This window comes from Plantibacter cousiniae (nom. nud.) (assembly GCF_977070315.1).
Window position 1 is genome coordinate 703,021 of record NZ_CDRVEU010000001.1, and the last position, 24,692, is coordinate 727,712.

Below are 24,692 nucleotides of genomic sequence, written 5' to 3' on the forward strand. Positions count from 1 at the left end.
CTTAGCAAGCGGAGCCCATCATGGAAAAACGTGAAGAACTCTACCGCGGCAAAGCCAAATCGGTTTACAAGACCGACGACGCTGACCGCTTGATCCTGCTGTTCCGCAACGACACCTCGGCGTTCGACGGCAAGCGCATCGAGCAGCTGGACCGTAAAGGCATGGTGAACAACAAGTTCAACGCCTTCATCATGCAGAAGCTTGAAGAGGCGGGTATCCCCACCCAATTCGACAAGCTGCTGGGCGACAACGAGTGCCTGGTCAAGAAGCTCGACATGATCCCGGTCGAATGCGTCGTGCGTAACTACGCCGCTGGCAGCCTGGTCAAGCGTCTGGGCATCGAAGAGGGCACCAGGCTCAATCCGTACACCTTCGAACTGTTCCTCAAGGACGACGCCAAGGGCGACCCGTTCATCAACGAATCCCACGTTGTGGCATTCGGCTGGGGTACCGCCGAGCAACTGGTTCGCATGAAAGAGCTGTCGATCAAGGTCAACGACGTGTTGACCAAGCTGTTTGACGACGCTGGCCTGCTGCTGGTCGACTTCAAACTCGAGTTCGGCGTATTCCACGGTGAAATCGTCCTTGGCGACGAATTCAGCCCTGACGGCTGCCGTCTCTGGGACAAGGACACCCGCAAGAAAATGGACAAGGACCGCTTCCGTCAGGGTCTGGGCGACGTTATCGAAGCTTATGAAGAAGTCGCAAACCGTCTAGGCGTGCCGCTGTAAGCGGAAAAAGCACGCAAGCGCTTGATAGCACGAAAAAAAACAGCAGAAGGGCTTCGCCTTCTGCGTTGATGCTGTTATGATGCGCGCCGTTGGAGAGATGCCAGAGTGGCCGAATGGGACGGATTCGAAATCCGTTGTACCTTCACCGGTACCTAGGGTTCGAATCCCTATCTCTCCGCCATTATTTATCCAAAAAGCCCCGCAATGCGGGGCTTTTTGGTTTCCGGGATTTGATGATCCTCAGCCCAGCCCCTCACTTCTATCCTGAAAGGCTGCTTTTACCGTGAGACCAGCCGAGCCACCGCTCGAACGCGGTGCCTCACCAGTAGCATGATTGGAAGGGCGTGTGCGCACCCGGTTGTTTCAGCGAACCACGCGTCGGTTGCCGCTCACCGAGGCGGGGGAAACCTTCTACCGTACCTGCACGACGGTCGTTTCAGATCTGCAGGAAGTCGAGATTGCGCTGACTTCAACCCAGACCGAGCCACAGGGCAAGGCGCGTATTGATTGGCCAGCGGCATCTGAATAGCGGCAGGCTGGTGGCGGTGCTACTGGATCTTGCTACCGAAGGCCTGCCGCTGAGTCTTGTCTGGCTGCGAAGTCGCGAGGCGCTGCCAAAAGTCAGCGCGTTAAGTGCCTGCCTGAGAGCCAATCTCACGCCTGCCGGGCGTGTTGGGACGTGATGGAAAACTCGGGGAGAATGTGCTCCTGAAGTTCATCGATCACCTCCAGAGAGGGACGCCGCGTCGGCTTGAGGTTCAATGCGACATGATTGATCCCGGCTTCGCGTTGCCGGGAGAAGAAGTCCTTCAGCGCCTTTCGACCACCCCGTAGCATCCGCCCCGTTTGTAGCGGCGCGTCAGGATTGGCGTCGAGGTCGAACATCGCGCCGTAGCCGAAAGGGATGAATCCCCTGGAAGCGGTTGCCTCACGCCAATGCGGTACAGCCTCCGGCATGCGCAGCGCATCGCCATGCCAGAACCAGGCATCGACATTGGCCGCAAGCCACTCCAGGCTCTGTCCAGCACGACCGATGGCGATGACAGGGACCGGTTGAGCAACGGGTTTGGGTACCAGATCGATGTCGCCCCGCAACTGGCCGAAATGCTGTGTCTTCAGCCGCGGAAACGACTCTGAAAGCAGCGTTTTGATCAGCGTTACCGCTTCCCGATAGCGTTCAGCCCGGCTGGCAAAGTCGACTCCGAAAGTCGGATATTCTGTTGCCCGATCACCCGAAGCCATGCCCGCGAGAAAGCGGCCTCCGAGGAGTTGGTCCGCCGTCGCAATCTGCTTGGCGGTGATAACCGGCTCCCGCAACGGGCTGACGATGCCTGCGGTGCCGATGGCGATTCTGGTCGTGAGCGCTGCCAGCCAGCCCGCGTACACCATCGGATCAAGGACCTGGCCGGTATCACCAAATGACGGATCGTAAAACGGCACATCGCGCAGCCACAGCGCCGCAGCATCGCTCTGATCGAGGCGCTGCACGATCTCGGCCTGGTCCTCCAGGCTGGGAAAAGGGCCGTCAGGATAGCCTCGCGCGGGCGAGATGAACCCGATGGTCAACTGATCACGCTGGAATGTACCGCTGAACGCCGTATGGTTCTCCAGGCCGAGCGATTGATTGTTCTGAGTCATCGTTTTACTCCGTTTCGGAAATCGATCATTTGATTCTATAGATGACCTTCAGGCTGATCTCAGACCTTTTGGATCAGTCATGGTGAAAAAAAATCACGAATAGTCGGTCTGCAGCACCTAACCGAACCACTGGCATCCCGTGCAGGGTAGAAACACTGTCACCATCCTCCTGCGAAATCGCCTGGTCTCACTCGTCCCATTCGGCCATTCGCAAACTAATCCTGCCTCCCGGTTTCGCTTTCGTCCTTTCTGATCTATACCTTGGGTTCAACGTTTTGTGAGGCGAGGAGCTTTCAGATGTCAGACGTAGATCAGGTACAAAAGTCGCAACCTTCTCCCAGCCAGAGCCACGATGACGTGATTGCTCAGTTCAAATGGCAGGGCAAGCAGATCGACTGGTTGCTGCAATGGTTGGTCAAGTTTGTTGCCAACACCAAGGTTGAGATGGGCGTGACGCTGTCGGTGGGTGGAAATCTGGTTTCCGGGCATCTGATTTCTCACGATGCGTATTTCGAGCAGTTGGCCGACGATATCTCGGCACCGTTCAGCTCGTTCGCCAACGGCACTGACGCGACCATGAAAGAGATGATCCTGTCCTTCAAGCCCGGTGAGTCATCTGAAGACACCCCGGCCTTCCATTTCATTCACTTGAAGGACTGCCGCACCTATTCCACTGACGGCAACCCGATTTGTGATGCCGGTGTGCTGTGGCGGGGCCGAATCTCGGCCGTCGATGGGTTCACCATCGGGCTTATCGCCGAAAAGCCTGACGCAGCCTGACCCCATGGAGCCTCGACGTCCGTCGGGGCTTTTTCAACCCGAGACCATGATGGCTTCCAGCTTGCAGAATGCACTGGTTGGTCACGGAATGCTGCACCTGCAGTAGCGTCACTTAGCCACTCTTTGCGCGACAAAATGTCGCAAGCCGCTGTCAGGCGAGTAATATGTTCGCCCTGACCTTATCTGCCGAATGGTTTTCGGCATGGCCTGATAGAGAGCTGGCGACAAGAAAAAACAACAAGAACTGAGCCAGGCTGCCCGCCCCGGTCGACGTAAAGAATTAATGAGTAGACGAAAAAGGCGATTAGAGAAAATGACCAAAACTTCGCGACCTTTGTACATTTCCTACGCAGGACCTTCACTGCTGGAAATGCCCCTGCTGAACAAAGGCAGTGCCTTTACCCCGCAAGAGCGGGTCGAATTCAATCTGATCGGGCTCCTGCCGCAGAACGTGGAGACGATCGAAGAGCAAGTCACCCGGGTCTACAGCCAGTACAAACAGTGTGCGAGCGACCTGGACAAGCATATCTACCTGCGCTCGATCCAGGACAACAACGAAACTCTGTTTTTCCGTCTGCTCGACTCCCACCTGGACGAGATGCTGCCGATCATCTACACGCCGACGGTGGGGCAGGCCTGTCAGGAGTTTTCCAAGATCTACCGCACGCATCGCGGCCTGTTCATTTCCTACCCCGAGCGCGACCGCATCGATGATATTTTGCGCAGCGCGACCAAGGACCGGATCAAGATCATTGTCGTGACCGACAGCGAGCGAATTCTCGGTCTGGGTGATCAAGGCATCGGCGGCATGGGCATTCCGATCGGCAAACTGTCGCTGTACACCGCTTGTGGCGGGATCAGCCCGGCGTACACGCTGCCGATCGTGCTGGATGTCGGCACCAACAACCGTGAGCTGCTGGACGACCCGATGTACATGGGCTGGCGTCACGAGCGGGTATCGGGCAAGGAATACGAAGACTTCATCGCGCTGTTCATCGACGCGGTGCAGCGTCGCTGGCCGGACGTGCTGTTGCAGTTCGAAGATTTCGCCCAGTCCAACGCCATGCCGCTGCTCGAAAAGTATCGGGACGAGCTGTGCTGCTTCAACGATGACATCCAGGGCACCGCGTCGGTTGCCGTGGGTACGTTGCTGGCGGCCTGCAAGGCCAAGAATGAAACCCTCGGCCAGCAGAAGGTGGTGTTTGTCGGTGCCGGTTCGGCAGGCTGCGGGATCGCCGAGCACATCATCGCAGCGATGCGCATCGAAGGCCTGAGCGAAAGCGAAGCGCGCAAACGTATCTTCATGGTCGATCGTTTCGGCCTGTTGACCGAAGGCATGGATAACCTGCTCGACTTCCAGAAGCGACTGGCGCAAAAGACTGCCGACGTATCTGGCTGGACTGCCGGCTCCGAAGCCTTCCCGCAGTTGCTCGACGTGGTCACCCACGCCGGGGCCACCGTAATGATCGGTGTGTCCGGGCAACGGGGTCTGTTCACCGAGCAGGTGATTCGCGAATTACACAAGCATTGCGCCAAACCCTTGGTAATGCCGCTGTCCAATCCGACTTCCAAGGTAGAAGCCACTCCGGAAGAAATCCTGCGCTGGACCGACGGTAATGCGCTGGTGGCCACCGGCAGTCCGTTTGCGCCAGTGGAGATCAACGGCCGCACGGTACACATCGCGCAGTGCAACAACTCCTACATCTTTCCGGGCATCGGCCTCGGCGTGGTGGCCTGCAAGGCATCGCGCATCACCGACCGGATGCTCATGGCGGCGTCCAATGCGCTGGCCGAGTGCTCGCCGATGGTGACAGGGAAGGGCGATGCGGTGTTGCCGCCGCTCAAGGAAATCCAGCAGGTCAGCCGCAAGATCGCCCTGGCTGTGGCCAAGGAAGCGCAAGCTGAAGGGCTGGCGCTGGAAACCACCGAAGAGGCGCTGCTTGAGGCCATCGAGCGTAATTTCTGGTTGCCGGGCTACCGGGCCTATCGCCGCCGCTCGGTCTGATCGGGCGTATCTGCGAGGATGACGTCTCCGCAAGCTTGCTTGCGGAGACACGCTGCTCTGCAAATGCAGTAACGCTGCAATGAGTTTCTTTACAGTGAAATAAGCTTCATTCAACCCAATCCTCTCACCTTTTTCACATAAAATTGATGATGCGCTGCCTACAGTGCGCGCCATCGGAGTGTTCACTGGCTCCTGAATGCCCGATGCATATTAATTCGATAAGCAGACCACGATGCCGACACCCAGAACTGTTCGTCCAGAGGTTGTAACCCTACTTGCCAGTGCGTTTCTGTTACTGGGTTTCAATATCAATCTTTGGCAGCATCTTTTCTCGATTACCAGCGCCGATAGCAAAGGGTTGGCCATGCGCTTTGCGTTTGGCTTGATGATTTTCTGCGTGTTCAATATCGTGTTGACGCTGTTGGCATTTCGTCGTGTGCTTAAACCGGTGTTGATCAGTCTGTTTATGATCAGCGCGGGGGTGGTTTATTTCATGACCGAATACGGGGTCATGATCGACGCGGGCATGTTTCGAAACTTCGCCGAAACCAACGTCACGGAAGTGCAGGGGCTGCTGTCTTTAAAACTGGCTTTGTATATCCTTCTGCTGGGCATAGTGCCTTCGCTGATACTCTGGAAACTGCCGATCAGCTACCGTCGCTGGCACCTCGAATTGTTCAGCAAACTGTTGGTGACGGTGGCGTGCTGCGTGGCAATCGGCGCCGTTGCACTGGCCAATTACCAGGGCTTGTCGTCGTTGTTCCGCAACCACCATGAATTGCGCCTGATGGTCGTGCCAAGCAATTACATTGGTGCGTCGCTGGGCTACCTGAGTGAGCAGGTGATCTCCGCCAGGCGTCCCTTCGTCAAGATCGGCGAGGACGCCAAGCGTTCTGCGGACTGGGCCACGCACGCCCGCAAATCATTGACCGTCCTGGTGGTCGGCGAAAGTGCCCGGGCCGAGAACTTCGGAATCCTTGGCTACGGTCGTAACACCACGCCCAACCTGAACAAGGAAAGCGGGCTGGTGGCGTTTACCGATGTGTATTCCTGCGGTACCGAAACCGCAGTATCGGTGCCTTGCATGTTTTCCAATATGGGACGCAAGAACTACAACGCTACCCAGGCGCGTAATCAGGAAGGCTTGCTGGACGTACTGAAGCGCGCGGGTATAGACGTGATATGGCGTGACAATCAAGCGGGCTGCAAGGGCACCTGTGATCGAGTGACCTTCCAGGACGTGAGCAATCTCAAGGACCCGCTGTTGTGCAACAACCATGAATGCCGGGACGAGATACTCTTGCAAAACCTGCAGGCCTTTATCGACGGCCTCGACAAGGACACGGTGCTTGTTCTGCATCAGATGGGCAGCCACGGTCCTGAATACTACAAACGTTACCCGAAAGACTTTGAAACGTTTACCCCGGTGTGTGAAAGCAATGCGCTGAACAATTGCAGCCGGGACAGCATCGTCAATGGGTACGACAATACGTTGCTGTACACCGACCATGTATTGTCCACGCTGATTGATCTTCTGCGCACCAATCAAAACAAGGTCGATACCGCCATGGTGTACCTGTCGGATCATGGCGAATCTCTGGGCGAATATAATCTGTTCCTGCATGGCACGCCTTATGTGCTGGCGCCTGATCAGCAAAAGCATGTGCCGATGATGGTCTGGTTGTCCGATACCTATCAGAAGTCCTTTGCCGTTACGCCGGAGTGTCTGGCCAAACAGCGCAATGCACCGTTGAGCCAGGACAATCTTTTCCATTCCATGCTCGGTCTGCTGAAAGTCGATACCAAGGTCTATGACCCCAGTCTCGATATGTTTGCCGCATGCCGCAGCGAGTTGGCGACCACCGACAAGTAACGACATGCGCGGCGTGCCGGGTATTGATCGTCCTCTCAAGCCGTGGGGGCGATCATTGGCAGCGTGTCTGTGAGGCAATAGCTCCTCCTGTCCTTCATTTGCATGAAGATGCGCCAGACCCGGACGACAGACGCGCGATAATCTCCCATGACGATATATACTGCGCGCCATTGTTGAAGGGAGAGCCGTGTGGCCATCGATATTCACTGGATTCGCGACGACGACAGCCTCGCCCGGCATTGCGCACAATGGCAGTCACTGCCTTTCGTGGCGCTCGACACCGAGTTCATGCGGGTCGACACTTTTTATCCGATCGCTGCGCTGCTGCAGATCGGCGACGGGCAGAGCGCCTGGCTGATTGATCCATTGCTGATCAACGACTGGCGGCCGCTGTCTGCGTTGCTCGAAAACCCCGACGTCATCAAAGTGGTGCACGCGTGCAGCGAAGACCTTGAGGTATTGCTGCGCCTGACCGGCAGCCTGCCGGTTCCGCTGTTCGATACCCAATTGGCAGCTGCCTACCTGAACCTCGGTTTTTCCATGGGTTACTCGCGTCTGGTGCAGGAGGTCCTCGACATCGACCTGCCCAAGGGCGAAACCCGCTCCGACTGGCTGCAGCGTCCGCTGTCGGAAACGCAGATCAGCTACGCGGCCGAAGATGCCGTGCACCTGGCCGAGCTGTTCACCATCCTGCGCCCGCGCTTGTCCGACGACAAATACGCCTGGCTGCTGGATGATGGCGCTGAACTGGTCGCCAACCTGCGCCGTGAGGTGGACCCATACGAGGTGTATCGCGACGCCAAGCTGGCCTGGAAGTTGTCCCGTGCCCAGCTGGCGGTGCTGCGCGAGCTGTGTGCCTGGCGTGAGCGCGAGGCGCGTGCCCGCAACCTGCCGCGCAACCGTATCGTGCGCGAACACTCGCTCTGGCCATTGGCCAAGACCCAGCCGGACAACCTCGGCGCGCTGGCGCGGATCGAAGACATGCACCCGCGTACGGTTCGCCATGACGGCGAGTTTCTGCTCGAGCTGATCAAGACCGCGAGCGTGCTGCCTCCAGAAGAGTGGCCACCTGCGTTGCCCGAGCCATTGCCCATCGATGCCGCCGGGTCGATCAAGCGTCTGCGTGCAATCGGTCAGCAGTATGCCGAGCAACTGGACATGGCCCCGGAACTGATGCTGCGCAAGAAGACCCTCGAAGCCCTGCTCAAGAGCGGCTACCCCGATGGTCCTTACCAATTACCCGACTCGCTGCGTGGCTGGCGTCTCGAGTTGATGGGTCAGGCGCTGCTGGACAGCCTGGCCACCCCCGGAGAACCGTCTTGAAGCGCATCTGCTCGATTTATCGCAGCCCGAAAAGAAACGAGATGTACCTTTACGTCCTGAAGAGCGACGTTCTCAAGCGTGTGCCTCCAGAGCTGATGGTGGCGTTCGGCAAGCCGGTTCATGCATTCGATCTGGTGCTGAGCCCCGAGCGGGCGCTGTCGCGTGAAGATATCAATGTGGTGCTTGAGAACCTTGACAGCCAGGGCTATCACTTGCAGATGCCGCCGGCTGAAGACGATTACATCGAGCACCTGCCCGAAGAGCTGCTGCGCCGCAACGATCCCATGTAATCGTTGCCCACGTTGTAAAGCAGCCCACATCGACGTGGGTTGCCTGTCCTGTTTTTAAGGTTTTTGAAACATGCGCGTTCTGATTGCCGAGCACGATTACCACGTTTACACCCAATTGTTGCGCAAGGCTGCGCCTGATCTGGAAGTTTTCAGCACTGGCGATTCTGCCGAGCTGTCGCGCATGGCCAGCGACTGCCCGGTCTGGCTGGGACAGCCGGACCTGATGGCCAACCTGTTGCGGCAGGGGCACAAGCCGCAGTGGCTGCAATCCACCTGGGCGGGCATCACACCGCTGCTGGCTGACAGCCTGTCGCGGGAATATCGCCTGACCCGTGCAGTCGGGATTTTCGGTCAGGTCATGGCCGAATTCGTTTTGACCTACATGCTTGGCCATGAGCGCGAGGTGCTGGCGCGCCTGATGAGCCAGGTCGAACGCAAGTGGGACAACCGGACCGGGCAGAGTCTGTCGGGCCGCAAGGCATTGATCGTCGGTGCCGGTGATATCGGTCAGCGGGTTGCCGAGTTCCTCTTGCCGTTCGGTGTGCAGGTGTACGGTGTGGCTTCCAGTGCGCGCACACAGGAACCGTTCATCGAAGTGACGGCGTTGTCAGACATGACGCGTCTGCTCGGCGAGATGGATTACGTCATCAACCTGCTGCCCAACACGCCCGAGACGCACGACCTGTACGATGCCAAGCTGTTCGCCAGCTTCAAGCCCACGGCGTTGTTCATCAACGTCGGGCGCGGCGTGGCGGTTGTCGATGCGGATCTGGTAGAGGCGTTGAAGGAAGGGCATCTGGCTGGCGCGGTGATTGACGTCTGCCGTCAGGAGCCTTTGCCGCAGCGGCATCCGTTCTGGACTGCCTACGGTCTGCTGTTGACCGGACACAGCTCGGCGCCTACCTCGCCCGTGGCCATGACCGAGCTTTTCGTCCATAACCTGCAAGCTTTCCAGGCAGGAGAAGCGCTGCGCGGCGAGGTCGATTTTTCGCGAGGTTACTGACGCCCTTGCCAACGAGCCGACGTTTCAGGCGCCGGCTCGCACGCATCGATTACTGCAACCAGTCAGTTACAGCGAAAAATCACCTTCGGCGGCCAGTTCTGCCAGCGGCTTGCGCGGGCTTGGCACTTCGCGGCCTTGCAGGTAGTCCGGCAGGGTCGACTTGTCACCCAGCTTGCCGATCGCGATGGCCGCGTGCACAGCGTAGCCCTCGGGAATATTCAGTTCCTTGCGGGTCAGATCCTGATCGAAACCGGCCATGCCGTGGGTGTGCCAGCCGCTCAGGCTGGCCTGCAGTGCCAGGTAACCCCATGCCGAACCCGTGTCGAAGGTGTGCCATAGCGCCGGGCTCTCTTCGCTTGCGCCGGGGGCGACGAAGGTGGTCTTGGAAATGACGATCACCAAGGCCGCCGCGTGTTGCGCCCAGCTGCGGTTGAACTCGTTCAGCAGGCCCAGATAACGCTCCCAGTTTGGCGTATCGCGACGTGCATAGAGAAAGCGCCAGGGCTGCGAGTTATACGCTGAGGGTGCCCAGCGTGCGGCTTCGAAAAAGCTCAGCAGGATTTCCTGGTCGATGCTTTCGCCACTGAAGGCACGTGGCGACCAGCGCTCGGTGAATTGCGGGTCGATAGGGTGATCGGCGATGCGAGGGTTCGTGCTCATGGAAGTCCTTGATAGCGAAGGTTGAAAACGAGCGTGGCTTGATGGGCCGTGGTCGGCAGGCATCGCTTGAACGCACTGAAAACCCGTTAACGCTACTGTTTTGCCCCGTCGCTGACAAGTCCCGGCTACCGGCAGTCGCAAGTGCTTGGCCCGCACCGCGTGTACCTCTAGACTGGCGGCCTTTTCATTATCGATACCGTTGTCCGAACCATGGCCGCTAAAGTTGAACCCTTCTGGATTCGCAAGACCCTTGACCAGCTCGATACCCAGGAGTGGGAGTCGTTGTGCGATGGCTGTGGTCTGTGCTGCCTGCAGAAGCTTGAGGATGAGGAAGACAACGCGGTTTATTACACGCGAATTGCCTGCAAGCTGCTGGATCTGAAAACCTGCCAGTGCTCCGACTACGCAAACCGTCGTGCCTCGGTGCCCGATTGCATTCAGCTAACGCCTGGTCAGGCAGATGAATTCAAATGGCTGCCACCGACCTGCGGCTATCGTCTGGTCAGCGAGGGCAAGGATTTGCCGCTCTGGCACCATCTGGTGTGTGGTGATCGCACGGCCGTGCATCACGAACGCATCTCCCAGTCAGGCCGCATGCTCAGCGAGAACAATGTGGCCGAAGACGACTGGGAGGATTACCTGATTTTTCGCGCAGGTTGAACGCTTAAATGACCGGCTTTGGCTCGGTCAACGCTTCCACGCCTTTGACAGCCGCCGTCTTCACGGCATTTTCAGCGTCGTCCTTGAGGGTGTTCAGTTCTGCACCAGCACGTTCGATGGTCGAGCGTGCGCTTTGCAGATCGCTGCGGCCTTTTTCCATCAGGCTTTTCGCCGAGCTGTGACCACTGATGCCGCGAGCCAGTGCCGCGCCGCCGATGGCCAGTTGAATCAGGCCCAGAAAGCCGCCACGACGGACGCCTTTACCCATCAGCAGTACGCCGCCAGCCAGTGAGCCGATGCGCTCCCAGCCCTGTACATTCTGCTCGGGGTTGCGTTGAAGCAGTTCAGGTGTGTCGATGCGTTCGATGATCGGGGTGTCGCGCATGATGGCTCTCCATGAGGTAGTAGGTCGGAGTTGGCAAATTGGAAGCAGTTGCTCGATTCAGAGAAACTGACTGCCCGCGCGCGACACAGGTTCAATGCTTTTCCGTCAGCGGTCACTGGCCGGATCAATTTTCTCGCGACCGAACTGCGGGCCCGAACGGGTATTGATACCTTTGGCCATGCGGTCGTAGAGGACGACGTTGACGGTCGCCGCCAGATTCATGCAGCCCTCGGTCGGGATATAGACCACGTCTTCACACCAGTCGCGAATCTCCTGATCCAGCGAGCCATCTTCCGGGCCGAAGATATACAGCGCGCGATCAGGGTGGGTGTATTCGGGCAGTGCGCGGGCGCCGTCGACCAATTCGACGGCCACCGGGATGCAACCCAGCGGCAGAATGCTTTTGAGGTCTTCGATGCCGATCAGCGGGATGTCCTGATGGATTTTCTTGGTGTCGGTGATGAAGTCCCGCGCGCGCTCATAGCGTTTACCGGTATAGAACACCGACGCCACGCCGTAACAGCCGGCCGCACGCATCACGGAGCCGACGTTTTCCGGGGACTTGGGGTTGTAAAGACCGATGCAGGCGTACCGTTTGTTGGCCACGGGGAGGGTGCTCTGAAGAAAACCGGGGATTATACGGCAGCCTCAGAGCAATGCCATTGACTGTGTTCAGAACCACATGCGCACGCCGACCACCAGTCGCGCGTCCTGGGTGTCTTCGTCGTCCTCGCGCGCGTACTCAGCCGTCTTGCCGTAGGAGCGGTCCCAGCTCACGCCGACATAAGGGGCGAATTGCGGGGTGATCTCGTAGCGCAGCCTGAGGCCGAACTCACTGGTCGACAGGCCCGAACCGTTGCCGCGTTGCGGGTCGTTCTTGCCATAGAAGTTCAGCTCCGCGGTGGGCTGCAGCACCAGGTTGTTGGTCAACTGGAGGTCGTAGTCGGCCTCCAGGCGAGCGGCGGTCTGTCCGGCTTCACCGATGAACGCAGTGGCCTCGATGTCCAGATCCGAAATGGCTTGGCCCTGCAGGCCAAAGGCGGCCCAGGTTTGCGGCGCGCCCGGTTTGAAATCCTGACGTGCTCCGGCGACCACGTCCCACCAAGGGCTGATCGAGTGGCCCCACAACGCCTGGATTTCCGCTTCTTCGGTCTTGCCGTTGGTTCGCTCGCCTTCGGAGCGCAGCAGCAGGCGGTCGATATCACCGCCGATCCAGCCGGACAGGTCCCAGGCCAGCGCGCTGCCGTCATTGGCGTCCTGCCATTCCAGCTTGTCGGCCAGAAAGTAACTGTTGATGGCGCTGTCATGGACCTGATGGCCGGCGTGGCTGGTGTACACCGCAGCCCGGTCCGCATCGGTGATCGGCGGGATCGGGGTTCGGCTCTGGGCGGGCGCAGACTGCGTCGAGGACGCGTCCTCGCTGTCGCTGGCATCCATATGCATCGCATGGCTGCCGTGGTCCATGCCTTCCATACCGGCGGCCATGCTCAAGGTCCACGGTGCAGCGGTCAGCCCGGCAGCCAGCAACAGCATCGGCAGGCGGGGCGAATTCAGCGTTCTGCTCAACATCAAGGTCCTCATTCTTCCACCCGCACTTCGCGGAACATGCCCATTTCCATGTGGTACAGCATGTGACAGTGATAAGCCCAACGGCCCAGCGCATCGGCGGTCACCCGATAGCTGCGGCGTGATCCTGGTGGCATGTCGATGGTGTGTTTACGCACCATGAACCGGCCGTTTTCGTCTTCGAGGTCGCTCCACATGCCATGCAGATGGATGGGGTGGGTCATCATCGTGTCGTTGACCAGCACGACACGCACCCGCTCACCGTATTTGAGCATCAGCGGTTTGGCGTCCGAGAACTTCACACCGTCGAACGACCAGGCGTATTTTTCCATATGCCCGGTCAGGTGCAGCTCGATCGTGCGGCTTGGCTCACGACCGTCCGGGTCTTCGAAGGTGCTGCGCAGATCAGCGTAGGTCAGGACTCTACGGCCATTGCCCCTCAGGCCGATGCCCGGATCGTCGAGCTTGGGCGAGGTGCTCATGGCTTGCATGTCGAGCAGCGGGTTATTGTTTTCGCTCGCGGGGTGCGATTGCGGGTTCGGCGTTTTCGGGGCCGGCATCTGCGTGTGGTCCATTGCGGGCATCGCGTCGTGACCCATCTTGCTGTGGTCCATGCCTGACATGTCGTGCGTTGTCGGGGCTGCGGCGTGGTTCATGCTGCCATGATCCATGCCCGCCATGCCCATATCATCCATGCTCAACAGCGGGCGTGGATCGAGGGGCGGAACGACAGCCAGCAGGCCGGGCCTGCTGGCCAGGGTGCCACGGGCATAACCGGTGCGGTCCATCGACTGGGCGAACAGGGTATAGGCACCTTCCGCCGGCTCGACAATCACGTCGAAGGTTTCCGCCACTGCGATGTGCAACTCATCGACGGTCACCGGCTTGACGTGCTGGCCGTCGCTGGCCACCACGGTCATCTTCAGGCCCGGAATACGCACGTCGAAGTACGTCATTGCCGAGCCGTTGATCAGCCGCAGTCGGATCCGCTCGCCAGGCTTGAACAGCCCGGTCCAGTTCATGTTCGGCGCCTGACCGTTCATCAGGTAGGTGTAGGTTGCGCCGCTGACATCCGCGAGATCGGTCGGGTCCATTCTCATCTTCGCCCACATCCAGCGATCCCTGGTGGTCTCGCTCCAGCCCTTTTCACCCACGTCGTTGATGAAGTCGCCAACGGTGCGCTGGTTATTGTTGTAGTAATCGGACTGTTTCTTGAGCGTTTTCATCAGCTGGACCGGCTTTTCGTCGGTCCAGTCGCTGAGCATGATCACGTGTTCGCGGTCATATTCGAACGGCTCCGGCTCTTTCGCGTCGATCACCAGTGGCCCGTAGACCCCCGACTGTTCCTGGAAGCCGGAGTGGCTGTGATACCAGTAGGTGCCGTGCTGCCTGACCTTGAAGCGGTAGACATACAGGCCATCCGGCGCGATGCCGTCAAAGCTCAACCCTGGCACGCCGTCCATGTTGGCCGGCAGGATAATGCCGTGCCAGTGGATGGACGTGGTTTCGTCGAGCCGGTTCTTGACCCTCAGGGTCACGGTGTCGCCTTCGCGCCAGCGCAGCAGCGGGCCAGGAATGCCGCCGTTGATGGTCTGCGCGGTCCTGGCGCTGCCGGTGATGTTGACCTGGGTTTCGCCGATATACAGATCGAACTCAGTGCCGGACAACCCGTTGGGCTGACCCGGATTGGTCACCGCCCACGCCGGACTGCGCCATAGCCCGAGGCCGCCGAGCAGGCCACTGGCGGCCAGCCCTTTCACAAAGGTTCGTCTTGAGGTTCGGGTGGGCATGGCGAAATATCCGGTCGGTCGGGTGGCCGCAGGCCAGGAGAAGTGCGGGTAGGGCGTGGGAGCGCGGGGCGTTGAAGGTACCGAGGTCACTCGTCCTTTTTCATCAGCCCGGCCAGTGCAGCGAACGGGTTGTGGGTCGCCTTGGCGGTTTTCGGACTGCCCAGGGAGCCATCGGCGAAGTACTGCTGATCGGTGTAGCGCGAGTGCTCGTTGTCGTGGCAATACAGGCACAGCAGCTCCCAGTTGGAGCCGTCCTGCGGGTTGTTGTCATGGTTGTGGTCGCGGTGGTGTACGGTCAGTTCGCTGAGGCGTTTACCTGCGAACTCGCGCGCGCAGCGGCCGCAAACGTGCGGGTACATGCGCAGCGCCTTGTCGCGGTAGCCCATCTCGCGGTCGCGCTGGGCGTCGGCCAGGATGCGGTCCAGCTTGGCAGTATGGGAAGGAGGATTGGCCGTGCTCATGGTGTCACCTGTGCGTGTGCGCATTGAAAGCGGAATGTCGGCAAGTTTAGCGCCAGATGGGCAAACTCACACCTGCTGGGAGAGTAATTGACCATCGACCATGCGCAGGCGCTTGGACAACGAGATGGCCAGGGCGCGAATGATCTTGGCGGCGATTTTCGGCGCGTCCTCGAGCATCTTGTCCAGCGAATCACGGCCCAGGTTCAATAGCTGGCAACTGGTGGCTGCGATACAACTGGCGGAGCGGCGCTCGCCATCCAGCACCGCCATTTCTCCGAAGGCGCGTCCGCGCCGCAGAACGGCGATTTCCACCTGTTGACCGTCTGCAGCAAGCTTCTGCACAGACACGGTGCCCTGATGGATGATGCACATGAAGGTTCCGGCATCGCCCTCGGCGAAGATGGTCTCGCCTTTATCGATATCGGTAATGCTGAAATAGCCGGCTACGGTAGAGAAATCGCCCGGCAGCAGCGTGTCGAACAGGCCGCAATCCAGCAGCATGTCGCGTATGGCGTTGTTCAGGTTGGACAGTGGTTCTGACATGTGAGGTCTGGTAATCCTGACAAAGGGGCAACTCCGCTGCCCCCGATCCTAGTAAGACAGGTGTTTCACACCAAGTTCATTCAGCGATCTGCAATACCTTGAAGATAAACGCGTACTCCAGCGCCACGTCACGCAAGCCCTGATAGCGACCGCTCATGCCACCGTGCCCGGCACCCAGTTCGGTCTTGAGCAGCAGCGGATTGTCGTCGGTCTTGGTGGCGCGCAACTTCGCGACCCATTTGGCGGCTTCCCAATACTGCACGCGGCTGTCGTTATAACCGGCGATGACCAGCATGGCCGGGTAGGCCTGGGCCGTGACGTTTTCGTAGGGCGCGTAAGCCTTGATACGCGCGTAGACCTCGGGCTCCTGCGGGTTGCCCCATTCGTCGTATTCGGTGACGGTCAGCGGCAGGTCCGGGTCGAGCATGGTGTTCAGCACATCGACGAACGGCACTTCGGCAATCGCTGCCTTGAACAGCTCTGGCCGCTGGTTGAGCACCGCACCGATCAGCAGGCCACCGGCGCTGCCACCGCTGATCACCAATTGTTCGGCGCTGGTCAGCCCCTGGGCAACAAGGTGTTCGGCGCAGGCAATGAAATCACCGAAGGTGTTCTGTTTGTGTTCCTGCTTGCCGTTGCGATACCAGGCCTCGCCCAGCTCGCCGCCGCCGCGCACATGAGCAATGGCGAACGCCACGCCACGGTCGAGCAGGCTCAGACGGGCGTGGGAAAACCACGGGTCGAGGCTCTCGCCATAGGCGCCGTAGCCGTACAGATACAGCGGGGTGGCCTGTCCGGCCAGTTCGCGCTTGACCACCAGGCTGATCGGCACTTGGGTGCCATCGCTGGCCGTGGCCCACAAACGCTGGCTGACGTAGCCATCGGCGTCGAAGGTGCCCAGTACCGGGGTTTCCTTGAGCACTACCTGCTCGCCGCTGGCCAAGGTCAATTGGCGGACCTGGGCCGGACGGTTCAGCGACTGGTAGCGCAAGCGAATCTTGTCGCTGTCGAATTCCAGCGTGTCCTGCACGTACAGGCTGTACGCGGTGTCAGGCAGCTGTACGCGATAAGTCGGCAGGGCCTGCGGACGCACTTCGATGATCGGCAGGCCGCCCTCGCGCAGGCTCAGACTGATGCCTTTGGCGTTGAGGCTGACGCCTTCGAGCATGACCTGGTCGTCGTGCGCGACCAGTGTCTGCCAGTCCTCGCGCCCCGGTACATCACTGGCTTGTTGCGCAGCGTGATACAGCGCGAAGTTGATGCCGCTCTGATTGCTGCGGATGAACCAGGTCCAGACGCCATTGAGCAGCCCGTGGTCCGGATAGTATTCGTGGCCTTCGCTGCGTGGCGCGAGGCAGGTGAAGGCCTGTTGCGGATGATCGGCGTCCAGTACCCAGGCTTCGCTGGTGGTTTTGCTGTTGAGCAGAATGATCAGTTGGCGCTCTGAGCTGCTGCGGAAGCAATGCAGGAAGAATCTGCCGTCCGGCTCGTCGAACACCAGCTCGGCTGATGACGTGCCCAGAGTATGGCGATGCAGCTTGCCCGGACGATGGGTTTCGTCCAGCTCGCCGAAAAACAGGGTCTGACTGTCGTTGGCCCAGGTCATGCTGCCGTCGCAGTTTTCGAAAGGCAGGCTGCTGATCTGACCGGTGCTCAGCTCTTTGACGTACAGCTCGTATATCTCGTCGCCACTGGTGTCCAGGCTGTAGGCCAGACGCTGGTGATCCGGGCTGATGCTGAACGCGCCCAGTGAGAAAAAGCCGCCATCGGCCATCTCGTTGGGGTCGAGCAACAGCTCCTCAGCGTTTTCATCCACCGTGTTGCTGTCGTCGGCCGGGCGCGGGCAGCGGTAGTGCCGGGCGTATTCGTCGCCTTGTGTGGTGCGGGTGTAATAAAGGTACGGCCCCCAGGGGGAGGGCAGCGACAGGTCGGTTTCGAGGATACGGCCCTTGATCTCTTCAAACAGGCTATCGCGCAGTCCGGCCTGCTCTGCCAGTTGCTGCTCCTGCCAGGCGTTTTCGGCCTTGAGGTAGTCGAGCACTTCGTCAGTGTCGCGGTTCTGCAGCCAGGCGTAGGGGTCGGAACCGTCGGCCTTGCGAGCGATCGGGGCGCTGGAGGTTGCATTCGAGAAGGACATGCTAGGCTCTCTGTTAAGGCATCAATCAGGAAAATATCGGTACACGCTGAACCGAATACTGCAGCGAGGCAAGCCGCGTCAGGCAAAAGCCGTTATCATAAGCGCCTCCTTACCTGGCTTACCACGGACGTCATGACCGAAAACGACTATCTGATCGCCTGGAGCGTCTACGCCTTCGCCGCGTTGGGTTGCCTGCTGGTATGGTTTCTGATGACCCGCTGGATGTGGCGGTATCTCAAGGAGCCGTTGCTGGTGGCGGTCGCGGTGCTGCTGTTTACGCCGACCATGGTCGACCCTGCCAAGGACGCGATGGCGCCAGCCGTGGCGATCACCGCGCTCGACCTGATGTTCAAGGTCGGCAGCAATGTCTGGACCGCCGTGTCGGACCTTGCCATGTACGGCATGTTCGCCTTCGCCGCGTACCTGCTGTTCGTGCTGATCCGCTGGCCGATCGAACGCAGCCGCAAGGCTCGCCAACCCAAGCCTGCGGCCCAGCCTGTGGACACCGACCCTGCTGACGAACCGTTTGCCGAAGACGATCACTACGCTCGCAGAAACGCTGCGCCCCTTCCGCCGACCAGGGCTGCACGGGTCGAGCCGCGGCTGTAGCTCCCGCTTCGTTGGCAAGCACCGTTAGCAGCGGCGCGTGACCTGCTGCAAAACGTCTTGAAGCGAGAACCTGAGCATGTGTGAACTACTGGGCATGAGCGCCAATGTCCCGACCGACATAGTCTTCAGCTTTACCGGGCTGATGCAGCGGGGCGGCCGCACTGGTCCGCATCGCGATGGCTGGGGCATTGCCTTCTACGAGGGCCGCGGCCTGCGCCTGTTTCAGGACCCGGCAGCCAGCAGCGAATCGGAAGTCGCACAACTGGTGCAGCGCTATCCCATCAAAAGCGAAGTCGTGATTGGCCATATTCGTCAGGCCAACGTCGGCAAGGTCTGCCTGTCCAATACCCATCCTTTCGTGCGTGAACTCTGGGGCCGTAACTGGTGCTTTGCCCATAATGGTCAGTTGGCGGATTTTACCCCGGGCGTTACCTTTTATCGGCCGGTGGGCGATACCGACAGCGAAGCGGCATTCTGCGACCTGCTCAATCGCGTCCGCGAAGCCTTTCCCGAACCGGTCGAAGTCGAGGAATTGCTGCCTTCTCTGATCCAGGCGTGTGCCGAATATCGCAGCAAAGGCGTGTTCAACTGTTTGTTGAGCGACGGTGACTGGCTGTTTTGCTTTTGCAGTACCAAACTGGTTCAGATCACCCGCCGTGCCCCATTCGGTCCGGCGAGGTTGAAAGATGTCGACGTGATTGTCGATTTTCAGGCTGAAACGACGCCGCACGACGTGGTCACGGTCATCGCGACCGAACCTTTGACCGAGAACGAAAACTGGAACCGCTATGAGCCGGGCCAGTGGAGCCTGTGGCGCAAGGGTGAGTGCGTGGCGCAGGGCTCGGTCGACACCGTCACTGAAACGACCAGGCCCTGAGACACCGGCCCATCGGCTTACTGGATAAAAAAGAAGAGGGATATTGATGCTGCGAAGTTATCTGCGATTGGTCCTGTTCACCATGGGCCTGCTGTTCGGGGTACAGATTCCCGGTTTCATCAGTGACTACAGCAAGCGTGTCGAAGCGCATCTGATCGAGGCGCAGCAATCCGTCAAGGGCTATACCGCCACCGCGCAGCAGTTCTTCAAGGGCGATATTCAGGCGCTGATCCAGCATTATCGCAGCAGTGAGGACCCGGTTTTTCGCAGCGATGCGGACACTATCGACACCCTGATGAACCGCACCCACATCCTTGAGCGTCAGTGGCTCGGGCTTCAGGGGCCTTGGTATTCCAGAGCCTTGTTCGTGGCCACTTCTTCCGATCCGGATATCCGTCGCGAAACCTTCAACGGTTATACGTGGCAGGTTCTGCTGGCCCCCGAGGTCATTGCCTGGGGCATTATCAGTGCATTGCTGCTGGCGCTGGTGATCGAAAGCTTCGTGCTGTTGCTCGGCTGGGTGATCCACGGCGGACGACGCAAGCCGCAGTTCGAACGCCACAGGAGTTGACTGCAGGCCGTTGTGACAAGCAGAGCGGGCGTCGCTATGGTCGCGCGCCCGCCGCCTTCACTTCGCCAGGTAGCGCATGCCTTCTTCCAGACCGCTAAGGGTCAGCGGATACATCTGACCCTCGATCAAATCACGCACAACATGCGTCGAGGTGGTGTAGTCCCAGGCATCTTTCGGATAGGGATTGATCCAGATGATCTTCTTGAATTTGGCCATGAAGCGCTGCATCCACACATAGCCTGGCTCTTCATTCCAGTGTTCGACGCTGCCGCCGGGCTGGGTGATTTCATAGGGCGCCATCGAGGCGTCGCCGATGAAAATCACTTTGTAGTCCTCGCCATACTTGTGCAGCAGGTCCTGGGTGGCGGTCCGCTCCGAGTTTCTGCGCTGGTTGTTCTTCCACACCGATTCGTAAATAAAGTTATGGAAGTAGAAATACTCCATGTGCTTGAACTCGGTCTTGCATGCGGAGAACAGCTCTTCACAGACCTTGATGTGTGAATCCATCGAGCCACCGATGTCGAACAGCAGCAATAACTTGATGGTGTTGCGCCGCTCCGGACGCATCTGAATGTTCAGCAGGCCCGCATCGCGTGCGGTGTGATCGATGGTGCTGTCGATGTCCAGTTCATCCGCAGCGCCCTGACGAGCGAACTTGCGCAGGCGACGCAGGGCCACCTTGATATTGCGCGTCCCCAGCTCAACCTGATCGTCCAGGTTTTTATATTCGCGCTGGTCCCAGACTTTGACGGCCTTGCCTTTGCGCTCGCCTGCATCGCCGACGCGGATGCCTTCCGGGTTGTAGCCGCCCGAGCCGAACGGGCTGGTGCCACCGGTGCCGATCCATTTGTTGCCACCGGCATGGCGTTCCTTCTGTTCTTCCAGGCGTTTCTTGAACTCTTCGATCAGCTTGTCGAGGCCGCCCAGCGATTGAATCTGCGCGCGTTCCTCGTCCGTCAGCGAACGCTCGAACTCTTTGCGCAGCCAGTCTTCCGGGATCAGCGCCTGCAAATGCTCGTCGAGGTTTTCCAGGCCGTTGAAATACGCACCGAAGGCCCGGTCGAACTTGTCGAAATGGCGCTCGTCCTTGACCAGAATCGTGCGCGCCAGGAAGTAGAACTCATCGATGTCGGCGAACACGACCCGCTGTTTCAGCGCATTGATCAGGTCCAGCAGTTCACGCAGAGACACCGGCACCTTGGCCGCGCGCATTTCGTTGAACAGGTTGAGCAGCATGGCTGTCGCCCTTTTACATGGCAGGTTGGATAGACACGATCAGCGATTGCCGCGACGGCTCATGAACGCCAGACGTTCCAGCAGATGCACGTCCTGCTCGTTCTTGACCAGCGCGCCGGCCAATGGCGGAATCGCCTTGGTCGGGTCGCGTTCGCGCAGCACGGCTTCACCGATGTTGTCGGCCATCAGCAGCTTCAGCCAGTCGACCAGCTCGGAGGTGGAGGGCTTCTTCTTCAGCCCCGGCACCTTGCGCACGTCAAAGAATACGTCCAGCGCTTCGCTCACCAGGTCTTTCTTGATGTCCGGGTAATGCACATCGACGATGCGTTGCAGCGTGGCCCGATCCGGGAAGGCGATGTAGTGGAAGAAGCAGCGACGCAGAAAGGCATCCGGCAGCTCCTTCTCGTTGTTGGAGGTAATGATGATGATCGGTCGATGCCTGGCTTTGATGGTTTCATTCGTCTCGTAAACGTAGAACTCCATCTTGTCGAGTTCCTGCAACAGGTCGTTGGGGAATTCGATATCGGCCTTGTCGATCTCGTCGATCAGCAAAATCGCCCGCTCGTCAGACTCGAAGGCCTCCCAGAGCTTGCCCTTCTTCAGGTAATTGCGTACGTCGTGGACCTTGTCGACGCCCAGTTGCGAATCGCGCAGACGGCTCACCGCATCGTACTCGTACAGGCCTTGATGGGCCTTGGTCGTGGACTTGATATGCCAGGTAATCAGTTTCGCGCCGAAGGACTCGGCCAGTTGTTCGGCGAGCATGGTCTTGCCGGTGCCGGGCTCGCCCTTGACCAACAGTGGACGCTCCAGCGTGATGGCCGCGTTGACCGCCAGCTTGAGATCGTCAGTGGCAACGTAGGCCGGCGTACCTTCGAACTTCATTGATCCATCCTTTTCGCGTGGGTGCGCGTAACCGGTCGGCACGCGCGCCGTAATAGGGCAAGCAATGCCCTGACTATAACGTGGCGGCCCGATGGCTGTGAACGAAGACGCCTCATTCAGTTCTTGAATGGGGCGTCACGCAGTGACCGGGTCGAAATTGTAACGCTGCTTTAAGGATGTTCAAGTATTGGCCGGCCACCGGCTGGCGTTGACGTTGATAGATGATCAGCAACACACCTTCGACATGAGCTCCGATGTGCAGGCCTTCCCAGGCACAGTTGGGCGACCATGGCTGGAGCGTCGAATGGCCTGAACTGGACATCCAGATAGGCGCGGATACTTTGTTTTCCGACAGTTAAGTTAACGCTGCCCCTGATGAAAACGTACGCTTTTTCATCGTTGGCGCGCCTGAAAAAACCGCTAAGACCCCTTGCTGCTCTCATAACGCGCATTGAATGCCTGCACGAAAGCATTGCGCAGGATCTGCAGAAACGCCTGGAAGCCGCTGATGTCCTGCTGATGAACGCTGCCGCTGAGGTCGACGCGTGTGGCGAACTGGTTTTCCCGCTGGTTTTTCAACACGGTTTCGCTGGTTCCGACCAGCGCTTCCCAGATCGAGCGGAAAACACCCTTGTCCTTGTTTTCGACATCCTGCTGCCAGTTGAACACGTCCACGTTGCGCAGCAGCGGCTTTATGTAGCCCTTGAGCTGGCCTTTGTCGGCCTGCGCTTCAATCACCACATCGCCATCGCCGGCGTTGAAATCGAACTTGCCGTAGGCCGACGAGAAATCGTTGAGTTTCTTGAGCTGGATGCCGGTGGCGCGCAGTTTGAAGTCGAAGTCTTCAAAGTTGCTGAACGGATCGAATCTGGCTGAGCTCTCCAGATCGGCATGGCCCAGCAGACGTGCCTTGCCCTTGAACTCGGCATCTCGATTGCCTTCCACGTCGACCACGTTGGTCAGGTTATAGATGCTGGCATTGACCTGATCCGCCTCGATTTTTACTTTGGGCGTGGAGTTGAAGTTATTGAAGGTGATGCGCCCGTTATCGATGCGCAATTCGTTGAGGGTGATGGGCAGCAGCTTGTCCATCTGGGTACGCCAGTCGGTGCCCTGACCGGTCTGCGAGTCCTGCTTGCTGCCGCCGTCCACGAAATTGATCTGCGGGCCGGTGAAGAGTGCTTTCGCGACCACTGCATGGTCATACCAGAGTGAATGCCAGCTGACAGCCAGTTCGATCATCGGTGCGTCGAAAAAGGGCACCGGGACCTTGCCGTCGGTCTTGACGATCTTCAGCCCCTTGATCCGGTACGCCCCTCGCCACAGTGCCAGGTCCACATCGGTGATCTCGCCCCGGTAGTCACCCATGTCGGCCAGTTTGTCGTTCAGATAGTCACGCACCAGATACGGCAGGGCGATATTGACAGCGATCAGCAGGACTACCAGAGCGGCCAGGGTCCATAGCGGCCAGCTGTAGCGACGTTTCATGACATGAGTCTCCTGTTTCAATGAAGGATTGACTGCTCGCGCCGTCATCCGTTCGGTCAGACTGGACGCCCCACAGTTGGCGGCATAGGCTTTGGGTCTTTAACCGATGTGCACAAGGACACCCTCATGAGCCGTATCTACGCTGATAACGCCCATTCCATCGGTAATACGCCGTTGGTGCAGATCAACCGTATCGCGCCGCGCGGTGTCACCATTCTGGCCAAGATTGAAGGGCGTAATCCGGGTTATTCCGTTAAATGCCGTATCGGCGCCAATATGATCTGGGACGCCGAAAGCAGCGGCAGGCTCAAGCCGGGCATGACCATCGTCGAACCGACCTCGGGCAACACCGGCATAGGTCTGGCCTTCGTTGCCGCTGCCCGTGGCTACAAACTGATGCTCACCATGCCCGCTTCCATGAGCATAGAACGTCGCAAGGTACTCAAGGCACTGGGCGCAGAACTGGTGCTGACCGAAGCGGCCAAGGGGATGAAAGGTGCGATTGCCAAGGCCGAAGAACTGCTGGCAGACAACCCCGAGAAATATTTCATGCCGGCGCAATTCGAGAACCCGGCCAACCCGGCCATCCATGAAAAAACCACCGGCCCGGAAATCTGGGCAGACACCGACGGTGCCATCGACGTCCTGGTAGCAGGCGTAGGGACTGGCGGGACTATCACCGGTATCTCCCGGTATATCAAGCACACCGAAGGCAAGCCGATCCTGTCGGTCGCAGTCGAGCCGGACGGTTCGCCGATTATCACCCAGGCGATGGCCGGTGAAACGATCACCCCCAGCTCACACAAGATTCAGGGCATTGGCGCCGGCTTCATCCCGAAAAACCTCGACCTGTCGATTGTCGACCGGGTAGAGCGTGTCACCGATGAAGAGTCCAAGGCCATGGCCCGGCGTCTGATGCAGGAGGAGGGCATTCTCTGTGGTATTTCCTGCGGCGCGGCGATGGCGGCCGCCGTTCGTCTGGCTGAAAAACCGGAGATGCAGGGCAAGACGATCGTGGTGGTCCTGCCGGACTCCGGCGAACGTTACCTGTCGAGCATGCTGTTCAGCGATCTGTTTACCGATCAGGAGCTTTCCCAGTAACACATCTTCGCAAGTGCGTACTTCATGCGGGCAACGCAAGGGTTTATGATGGCCAGCTTACGACTCGCCGGACGATCAGC

At 59.2% G+C, this 24,692-nt stretch carries 24 protein-coding genes and 1 tRNA gene; 13 read left to right on the forward strand and 12 right to left on the reverse strand.

The window, feature by feature from the left end; genetic code table 11:
* Window positions 1-20: 20 nt before the first annotated feature.
* Window positions 21-731 (forward strand): phosphoribosylaminoimidazolesuccinocarboxamide synthase, encoded by a 711-nt coding sequence (gene purC / locus ACW55A_RS03270; protein ID WP_003430849.1) that lies wholly within the window; start codon window positions 21-23, stop codon window positions 729-731.
* 91 nt (window positions 732-822) lie between these two features.
* A tRNA-Ser gene (locus ACW55A_RS03275) sits at window positions 823-912 on the forward strand.
* Window positions 913-1,385: 473 nt separating this feature from the next.
* Here the strand turns inward: ACW55A_RS03275 and ACW55A_RS03280 are convergent.
* Window positions 1,386-2,369, reverse strand: coding sequence for an LLM class oxidoreductase (locus ACW55A_RS03280; protein ID WP_498810597.1), 984 nt, complete (start codon window positions 2,367-2,369; stop codon window positions 1,386-1,388).
* 297 nt (window positions 2,370-2,666) lie between these two features.
* Here ACW55A_RS03280 and gvpU point away from each other — a divergent pair, with 297 nt between their 5' ends.
* From gvpU to ACW55A_RS03310, 6 genes are all read left to right on the forward strand, one after another.
* On the forward strand, window positions 2,667-3,149 hold the full coding sequence (gene gvpU, locus ACW55A_RS03285) for a gas vesicle accessory protein GvpU (protein WP_003409447.1): 483 nt from the start codon (window positions 2,667-2,669) through the stop codon (window positions 3,147-3,149).
* A 313-nt stretch (window positions 3,150-3,462) separates the two neighbouring features.
* The gene (locus ACW55A_RS03290) at window positions 3,463-5,154 is read left to right on the forward strand and encodes an NAD-dependent malic enzyme (protein WP_003345569.1); all 1,692 of its coding nucleotides are present in this window, start codon (window positions 3,463-3,465) and stop codon (window positions 5,152-5,154) included.
* 232 nt (window positions 5,155-5,386) lie between these two features.
* The gene (locus ACW55A_RS03295) at window positions 5,387-7,027 is read left to right on the forward strand and encodes a phosphoethanolamine transferase (RefSeq protein WP_080479501.1); all 1,641 of its coding nucleotides are present in this window, start codon (window positions 5,387-5,389) and stop codon (window positions 7,025-7,027) included.
* Between the two features lie 189 nt (window positions 7,028-7,216).
* On the forward strand, window positions 7,217-8,350 hold the full coding sequence (gene rnd / locus ACW55A_RS03300) for a ribonuclease D (RefSeq protein WP_498810599.1): 1,134 nt from the start codon (window positions 7,217-7,219) through the stop codon (window positions 8,348-8,350).
* Window positions 8,347-8,640, forward strand: coding sequence for a YcgL domain-containing protein (locus tag ACW55A_RS03305; RefSeq protein ID WP_003317401.1), 294 nt, complete (start codon window positions 8,347-8,349; stop codon window positions 8,638-8,640). The genes rnd and ACW55A_RS03305 overlap by 4 nt, the downstream gene beginning before the upstream one ends.
* Before the next feature lie 70 nt (window positions 8,641-8,710).
* On the forward strand, window positions 8,711-9,643 hold the full coding sequence (locus tag ACW55A_RS03310; protein WP_003430860.1) for a D-2-hydroxyacid dehydrogenase: 933 nt from the start codon (window positions 8,711-8,713) through the stop codon (window positions 9,641-9,643).
* 66 nt (window positions 9,644-9,709) lie between these two features.
* On the opposite strand, the gene ACW55A_RS03315 is transcribed toward ACW55A_RS03310, so the two are convergent.
* Window positions 9,710-10,303 (reverse strand): nitroreductase family protein, encoded by a 594-nt coding sequence (locus ACW55A_RS03315; protein ID WP_455809526.1) that lies wholly within the window; start codon window positions 10,301-10,303, stop codon window positions 9,710-9,712.
* Between the two features lie 210 nt (window positions 10,304-10,513).
* Here ACW55A_RS03315 and ACW55A_RS03320 point away from each other — a divergent pair, with 210 nt between their 5' ends.
* The gene (locus tag ACW55A_RS03320) at window positions 10,514-10,963 is read left to right on the forward strand and encodes a YcgN family cysteine cluster protein (protein WP_003368281.1); all 450 of its coding nucleotides are present in this window, start codon (window positions 10,514-10,516) and stop codon (window positions 10,961-10,963) included.
* A 4-nt stretch (window positions 10,964-10,967) separates the two neighbouring features.
* Here the strand turns inward: ACW55A_RS03320 and ACW55A_RS03325 are convergent, their stop codons facing one another.
* The 7 genes from ACW55A_RS03325 to ACW55A_RS03355 form a co-directional block, all read right to left on the reverse strand.
* Entirely contained in the window at window positions 10,968-11,348 is a 381-nt protein-coding gene (locus ACW55A_RS03325; protein ID WP_498810600.1) for a hypothetical protein, read from the reverse strand.
* 105 nt (window positions 11,349-11,453) lie between these two features.
* Window positions 11,454-11,954 (reverse strand): RNA methyltransferase, encoded by a 501-nt coding sequence (locus ACW55A_RS03330; protein WP_003317406.1) that lies wholly within the window; start codon window positions 11,952-11,954, stop codon window positions 11,454-11,456.
* A gap of 66 nt (window positions 11,955-12,020) precedes the next feature.
* Window positions 12,021-12,917: a copper resistance protein B gene (locus tag ACW55A_RS03335; protein ID WP_455809525.1), complete on the reverse strand. Its 897-nt coding sequence runs from the start codon at window positions 12,915-12,917 to the stop codon at window positions 12,021-12,023.
* Window positions 12,918-12,925: 8 nt separating this feature from the next.
* Entirely contained in the window at window positions 12,926-14,704 is a 1,779-nt protein-coding gene (locus ACW55A_RS03340) for a copper resistance system multicopper oxidase (protein ID WP_498810601.1), read from the reverse strand.
* 86 nt (window positions 14,705-14,790) lie between these two features.
* Window positions 14,791-15,165, reverse strand: a complete 375-nt coding sequence (locus tag ACW55A_RS03345; protein WP_003317410.1) for a YajD family HNH nuclease — start codon at window positions 15,163-15,165, stop codon at window positions 14,791-14,793.
* 66 nt (window positions 15,166-15,231) lie between these two features.
* On the reverse strand, window positions 15,232-15,708 hold the full coding sequence (locus ACW55A_RS03350; protein ID WP_498810602.1) for a cyclic nucleotide-binding domain-containing protein: 477 nt from the start codon (window positions 15,706-15,708) through the stop codon (window positions 15,232-15,234).
* Window positions 15,709-15,784: 76 nt separating this feature from the next.
* Window positions 15,785-17,845, reverse strand: coding sequence for a S9 family peptidase (locus ACW55A_RS03355; RefSeq protein WP_455809523.1), 2,061 nt, complete (start codon window positions 17,843-17,845; stop codon window positions 15,785-15,787).
* 132 nt (window positions 17,846-17,977) lie between these two features.
* On the opposite strand from ACW55A_RS03355, the gene ACW55A_RS03360 reads away from it, so the two are divergent.
* The 3 genes from ACW55A_RS03360 to ACW55A_RS03370 all read left to right on the forward strand — a co-directional run bounded on the left by ACW55A_RS03360 (window position 17,978) and on the right by ACW55A_RS03370 (window position 19,902).
* Window positions 17,978-18,454: a hypothetical protein gene (locus ACW55A_RS03360; protein ID WP_044310482.1), complete on the forward strand. Its 477-nt coding sequence runs from the start codon at window positions 17,978-17,980 to the stop codon at window positions 18,452-18,454.
* Between the two features lie 76 nt (window positions 18,455-18,530).
* A complete protein-coding gene (locus tag ACW55A_RS03365) occupies window positions 18,531-19,331 on the forward strand; it encodes a class II glutamine amidotransferase (protein ID WP_003368302.1) in 801 nt (266 codons plus the stop codon).
* Window positions 19,332-19,377: 46 nt separating this feature from the next.
* The gene (locus ACW55A_RS03370; RefSeq protein ID WP_455809522.1) at window positions 19,378-19,902 is read left to right on the forward strand and encodes a DUF2937 family protein; all 525 of its coding nucleotides are present in this window, start codon (window positions 19,378-19,380) and stop codon (window positions 19,900-19,902) included.
* A gap of 57 nt (window positions 19,903-19,959) precedes the next feature.
* On the opposite strand, the gene ACW55A_RS03375 is transcribed toward ACW55A_RS03370, so the two are convergent.
* The 3 genes from ACW55A_RS03375 to ACW55A_RS03385 all read right to left on the reverse strand — a co-directional run bounded on the left by ACW55A_RS03375 (window position 19,960) and on the right by ACW55A_RS03385 (window position 23,511).
* Window positions 19,960-21,138: a vWA domain-containing protein gene (locus tag ACW55A_RS03375; RefSeq protein ID WP_003368305.1), complete on the reverse strand. Its 1,179-nt coding sequence runs from the start codon at window positions 21,136-21,138 to the stop codon at window positions 19,960-19,962.
* 39 nt (window positions 21,139-21,177) lie between these two features.
* A complete protein-coding gene (locus tag ACW55A_RS03380; protein ID WP_003368308.1) occupies window positions 21,178-22,023 on the reverse strand; it encodes an AAA family ATPase in 846 nt (281 codons plus the stop codon).
* Between the two features lie 420 nt (window positions 22,024-22,443).
* Window positions 22,444-23,511 carry a DUF748 domain-containing protein gene (locus tag ACW55A_RS03385; protein WP_054080788.1) on the reverse strand — a complete coding sequence of 356 codons (1,068 nt, stop codon included), beginning with the start codon at window positions 23,509-23,511 and terminating at the stop codon, window positions 22,444-22,446.
* 126 nt (window positions 23,512-23,637) lie between these two features.
* Here ACW55A_RS03385 and cysK point away from each other — a divergent pair, with 126 nt between their 5' ends.
* Window positions 23,638-24,612 carry a cysteine synthase A gene (gene cysK / locus ACW55A_RS03390; protein ID WP_054080789.1) on the forward strand — a complete coding sequence of 325 codons (975 nt, stop codon included), beginning with the start codon at window positions 23,638-23,640 and terminating at the stop codon, window positions 24,610-24,612.
* Window positions 24,613-24,692: the final 80 nt, after the last annotated feature.

Excerpts from the sequence above, each read along its gene's own strand:
- purC (WP_003430849.1), top strand. The coding sequence starts at position 21 with ATGGAAAAACGTGAAGAACTCTACCGCGGCAAAGCCAAATCGGTTTAC.
- ACW55A_RS03280 (WP_498810597.1), bottom strand. The coding sequence starts at position 2,369 with ATGACTCAGAACAATCAATCGCTCGGCCTGGAGAACCATACGGCGTTC.
- gvpU (WP_003409447.1), top strand. The coding sequence starts at position 2,667 with ATGTCAGACGTAGATCAGGTACAAAAGTCGCAACCTTCTCCCAGCCAG.
- ACW55A_RS03290 (WP_003345569.1), top strand. The coding sequence starts at position 3,463 with ATGACCAAAACTTCGCGACCTTTGTACATTTCCTACGCAGGACCTTCA.
- ACW55A_RS03295 (WP_080479501.1), top strand. The coding sequence starts at position 5,387 with ATGCCGACACCCAGAACTGTTCGTCCAGAGGTTGTAACCCTACTTGCC.
- ACW55A_RS03310 (WP_003430860.1), top strand. The coding sequence starts at position 8,711 with ATGCGCGTTCTGATTGCCGAGCACGATTACCACGTTTACACCCAATTG.
- ACW55A_RS03315 (WP_455809526.1), bottom strand. The coding sequence starts at position 10,303 with ATGAGCACGAACCCTCGCATCGCCGATCACCCTATCGACCCGCAATTC.
- ACW55A_RS03320 (WP_003368281.1), top strand. The coding sequence starts at position 10,514 with ATGGCCGCTAAAGTTGAACCCTTCTGGATTCGCAAGACCCTTGACCAG.
- ACW55A_RS03325 (WP_498810600.1), bottom strand. The coding sequence starts at position 11,348 with ATGCGCGACACCCCGATCATCGAACGCATCGACACACCTGAACTGCTT.
- ACW55A_RS03335 (WP_455809525.1), bottom strand. The coding sequence starts at position 12,917 with ATGTTGAGCAGAACGCTGAATTCGCCCCGCCTGCCGATGCTGTTGCTG.
- ACW55A_RS03340 (WP_498810601.1), bottom strand. The coding sequence starts at position 14,704 with ATGCCCACCCGAACCTCAAGACGAACCTTTGTGAAAGGGCTGGCCGCC.
- ACW55A_RS03345 (WP_003317410.1), bottom strand. The coding sequence starts at position 15,165 with ATGAGCACGGCCAATCCTCCTTCCCATACTGCCAAGCTGGACCGCATC.
- ACW55A_RS03350 (WP_498810602.1), bottom strand. The coding sequence starts at position 15,708 with ATGTCAGAACCACTGTCCAACCTGAACAACGCCATACGCGACATGCTG.
- ACW55A_RS03355 (WP_455809523.1), bottom strand. The coding sequence starts at position 17,845 with ATGTCCTTCTCGAATGCAACCTCCAGCGCCCCGATCGCTCGCAAGGCC.
- ACW55A_RS03360 (WP_044310482.1), top strand. The coding sequence starts at position 17,978 with ATGACCGAAAACGACTATCTGATCGCCTGGAGCGTCTACGCCTTCGCC.
- ACW55A_RS03365 (WP_003368302.1), top strand. The coding sequence starts at position 18,531 with ATGTGTGAACTACTGGGCATGAGCGCCAATGTCCCGACCGACATAGTC.
- ACW55A_RS03370 (WP_455809522.1), top strand. The coding sequence starts at position 19,378 with ATGCTGCGAAGTTATCTGCGATTGGTCCTGTTCACCATGGGCCTGCTG.
- ACW55A_RS03375 (WP_003368305.1), bottom strand. The coding sequence starts at position 21,138 with ATGCTGCTCAACCTGTTCAACGAAATGCGCGCGGCCAAGGTGCCGGTG.
- ACW55A_RS03380 (WP_003368308.1), bottom strand. The coding sequence starts at position 22,023 with ATGAAGTTCGAAGGTACGCCGGCCTACGTTGCCACTGACGATCTCAAG.
- ACW55A_RS03385 (WP_054080788.1), bottom strand. The coding sequence starts at position 23,511 with ATGAAACGTCGCTACAGCTGGCCGCTATGGACCCTGGCCGCTCTGGTA.
- cysK (WP_054080789.1), top strand. The coding sequence starts at position 23,638 with ATGAGCCGTATCTACGCTGATAACGCCCATTCCATCGGTAATACGCCG.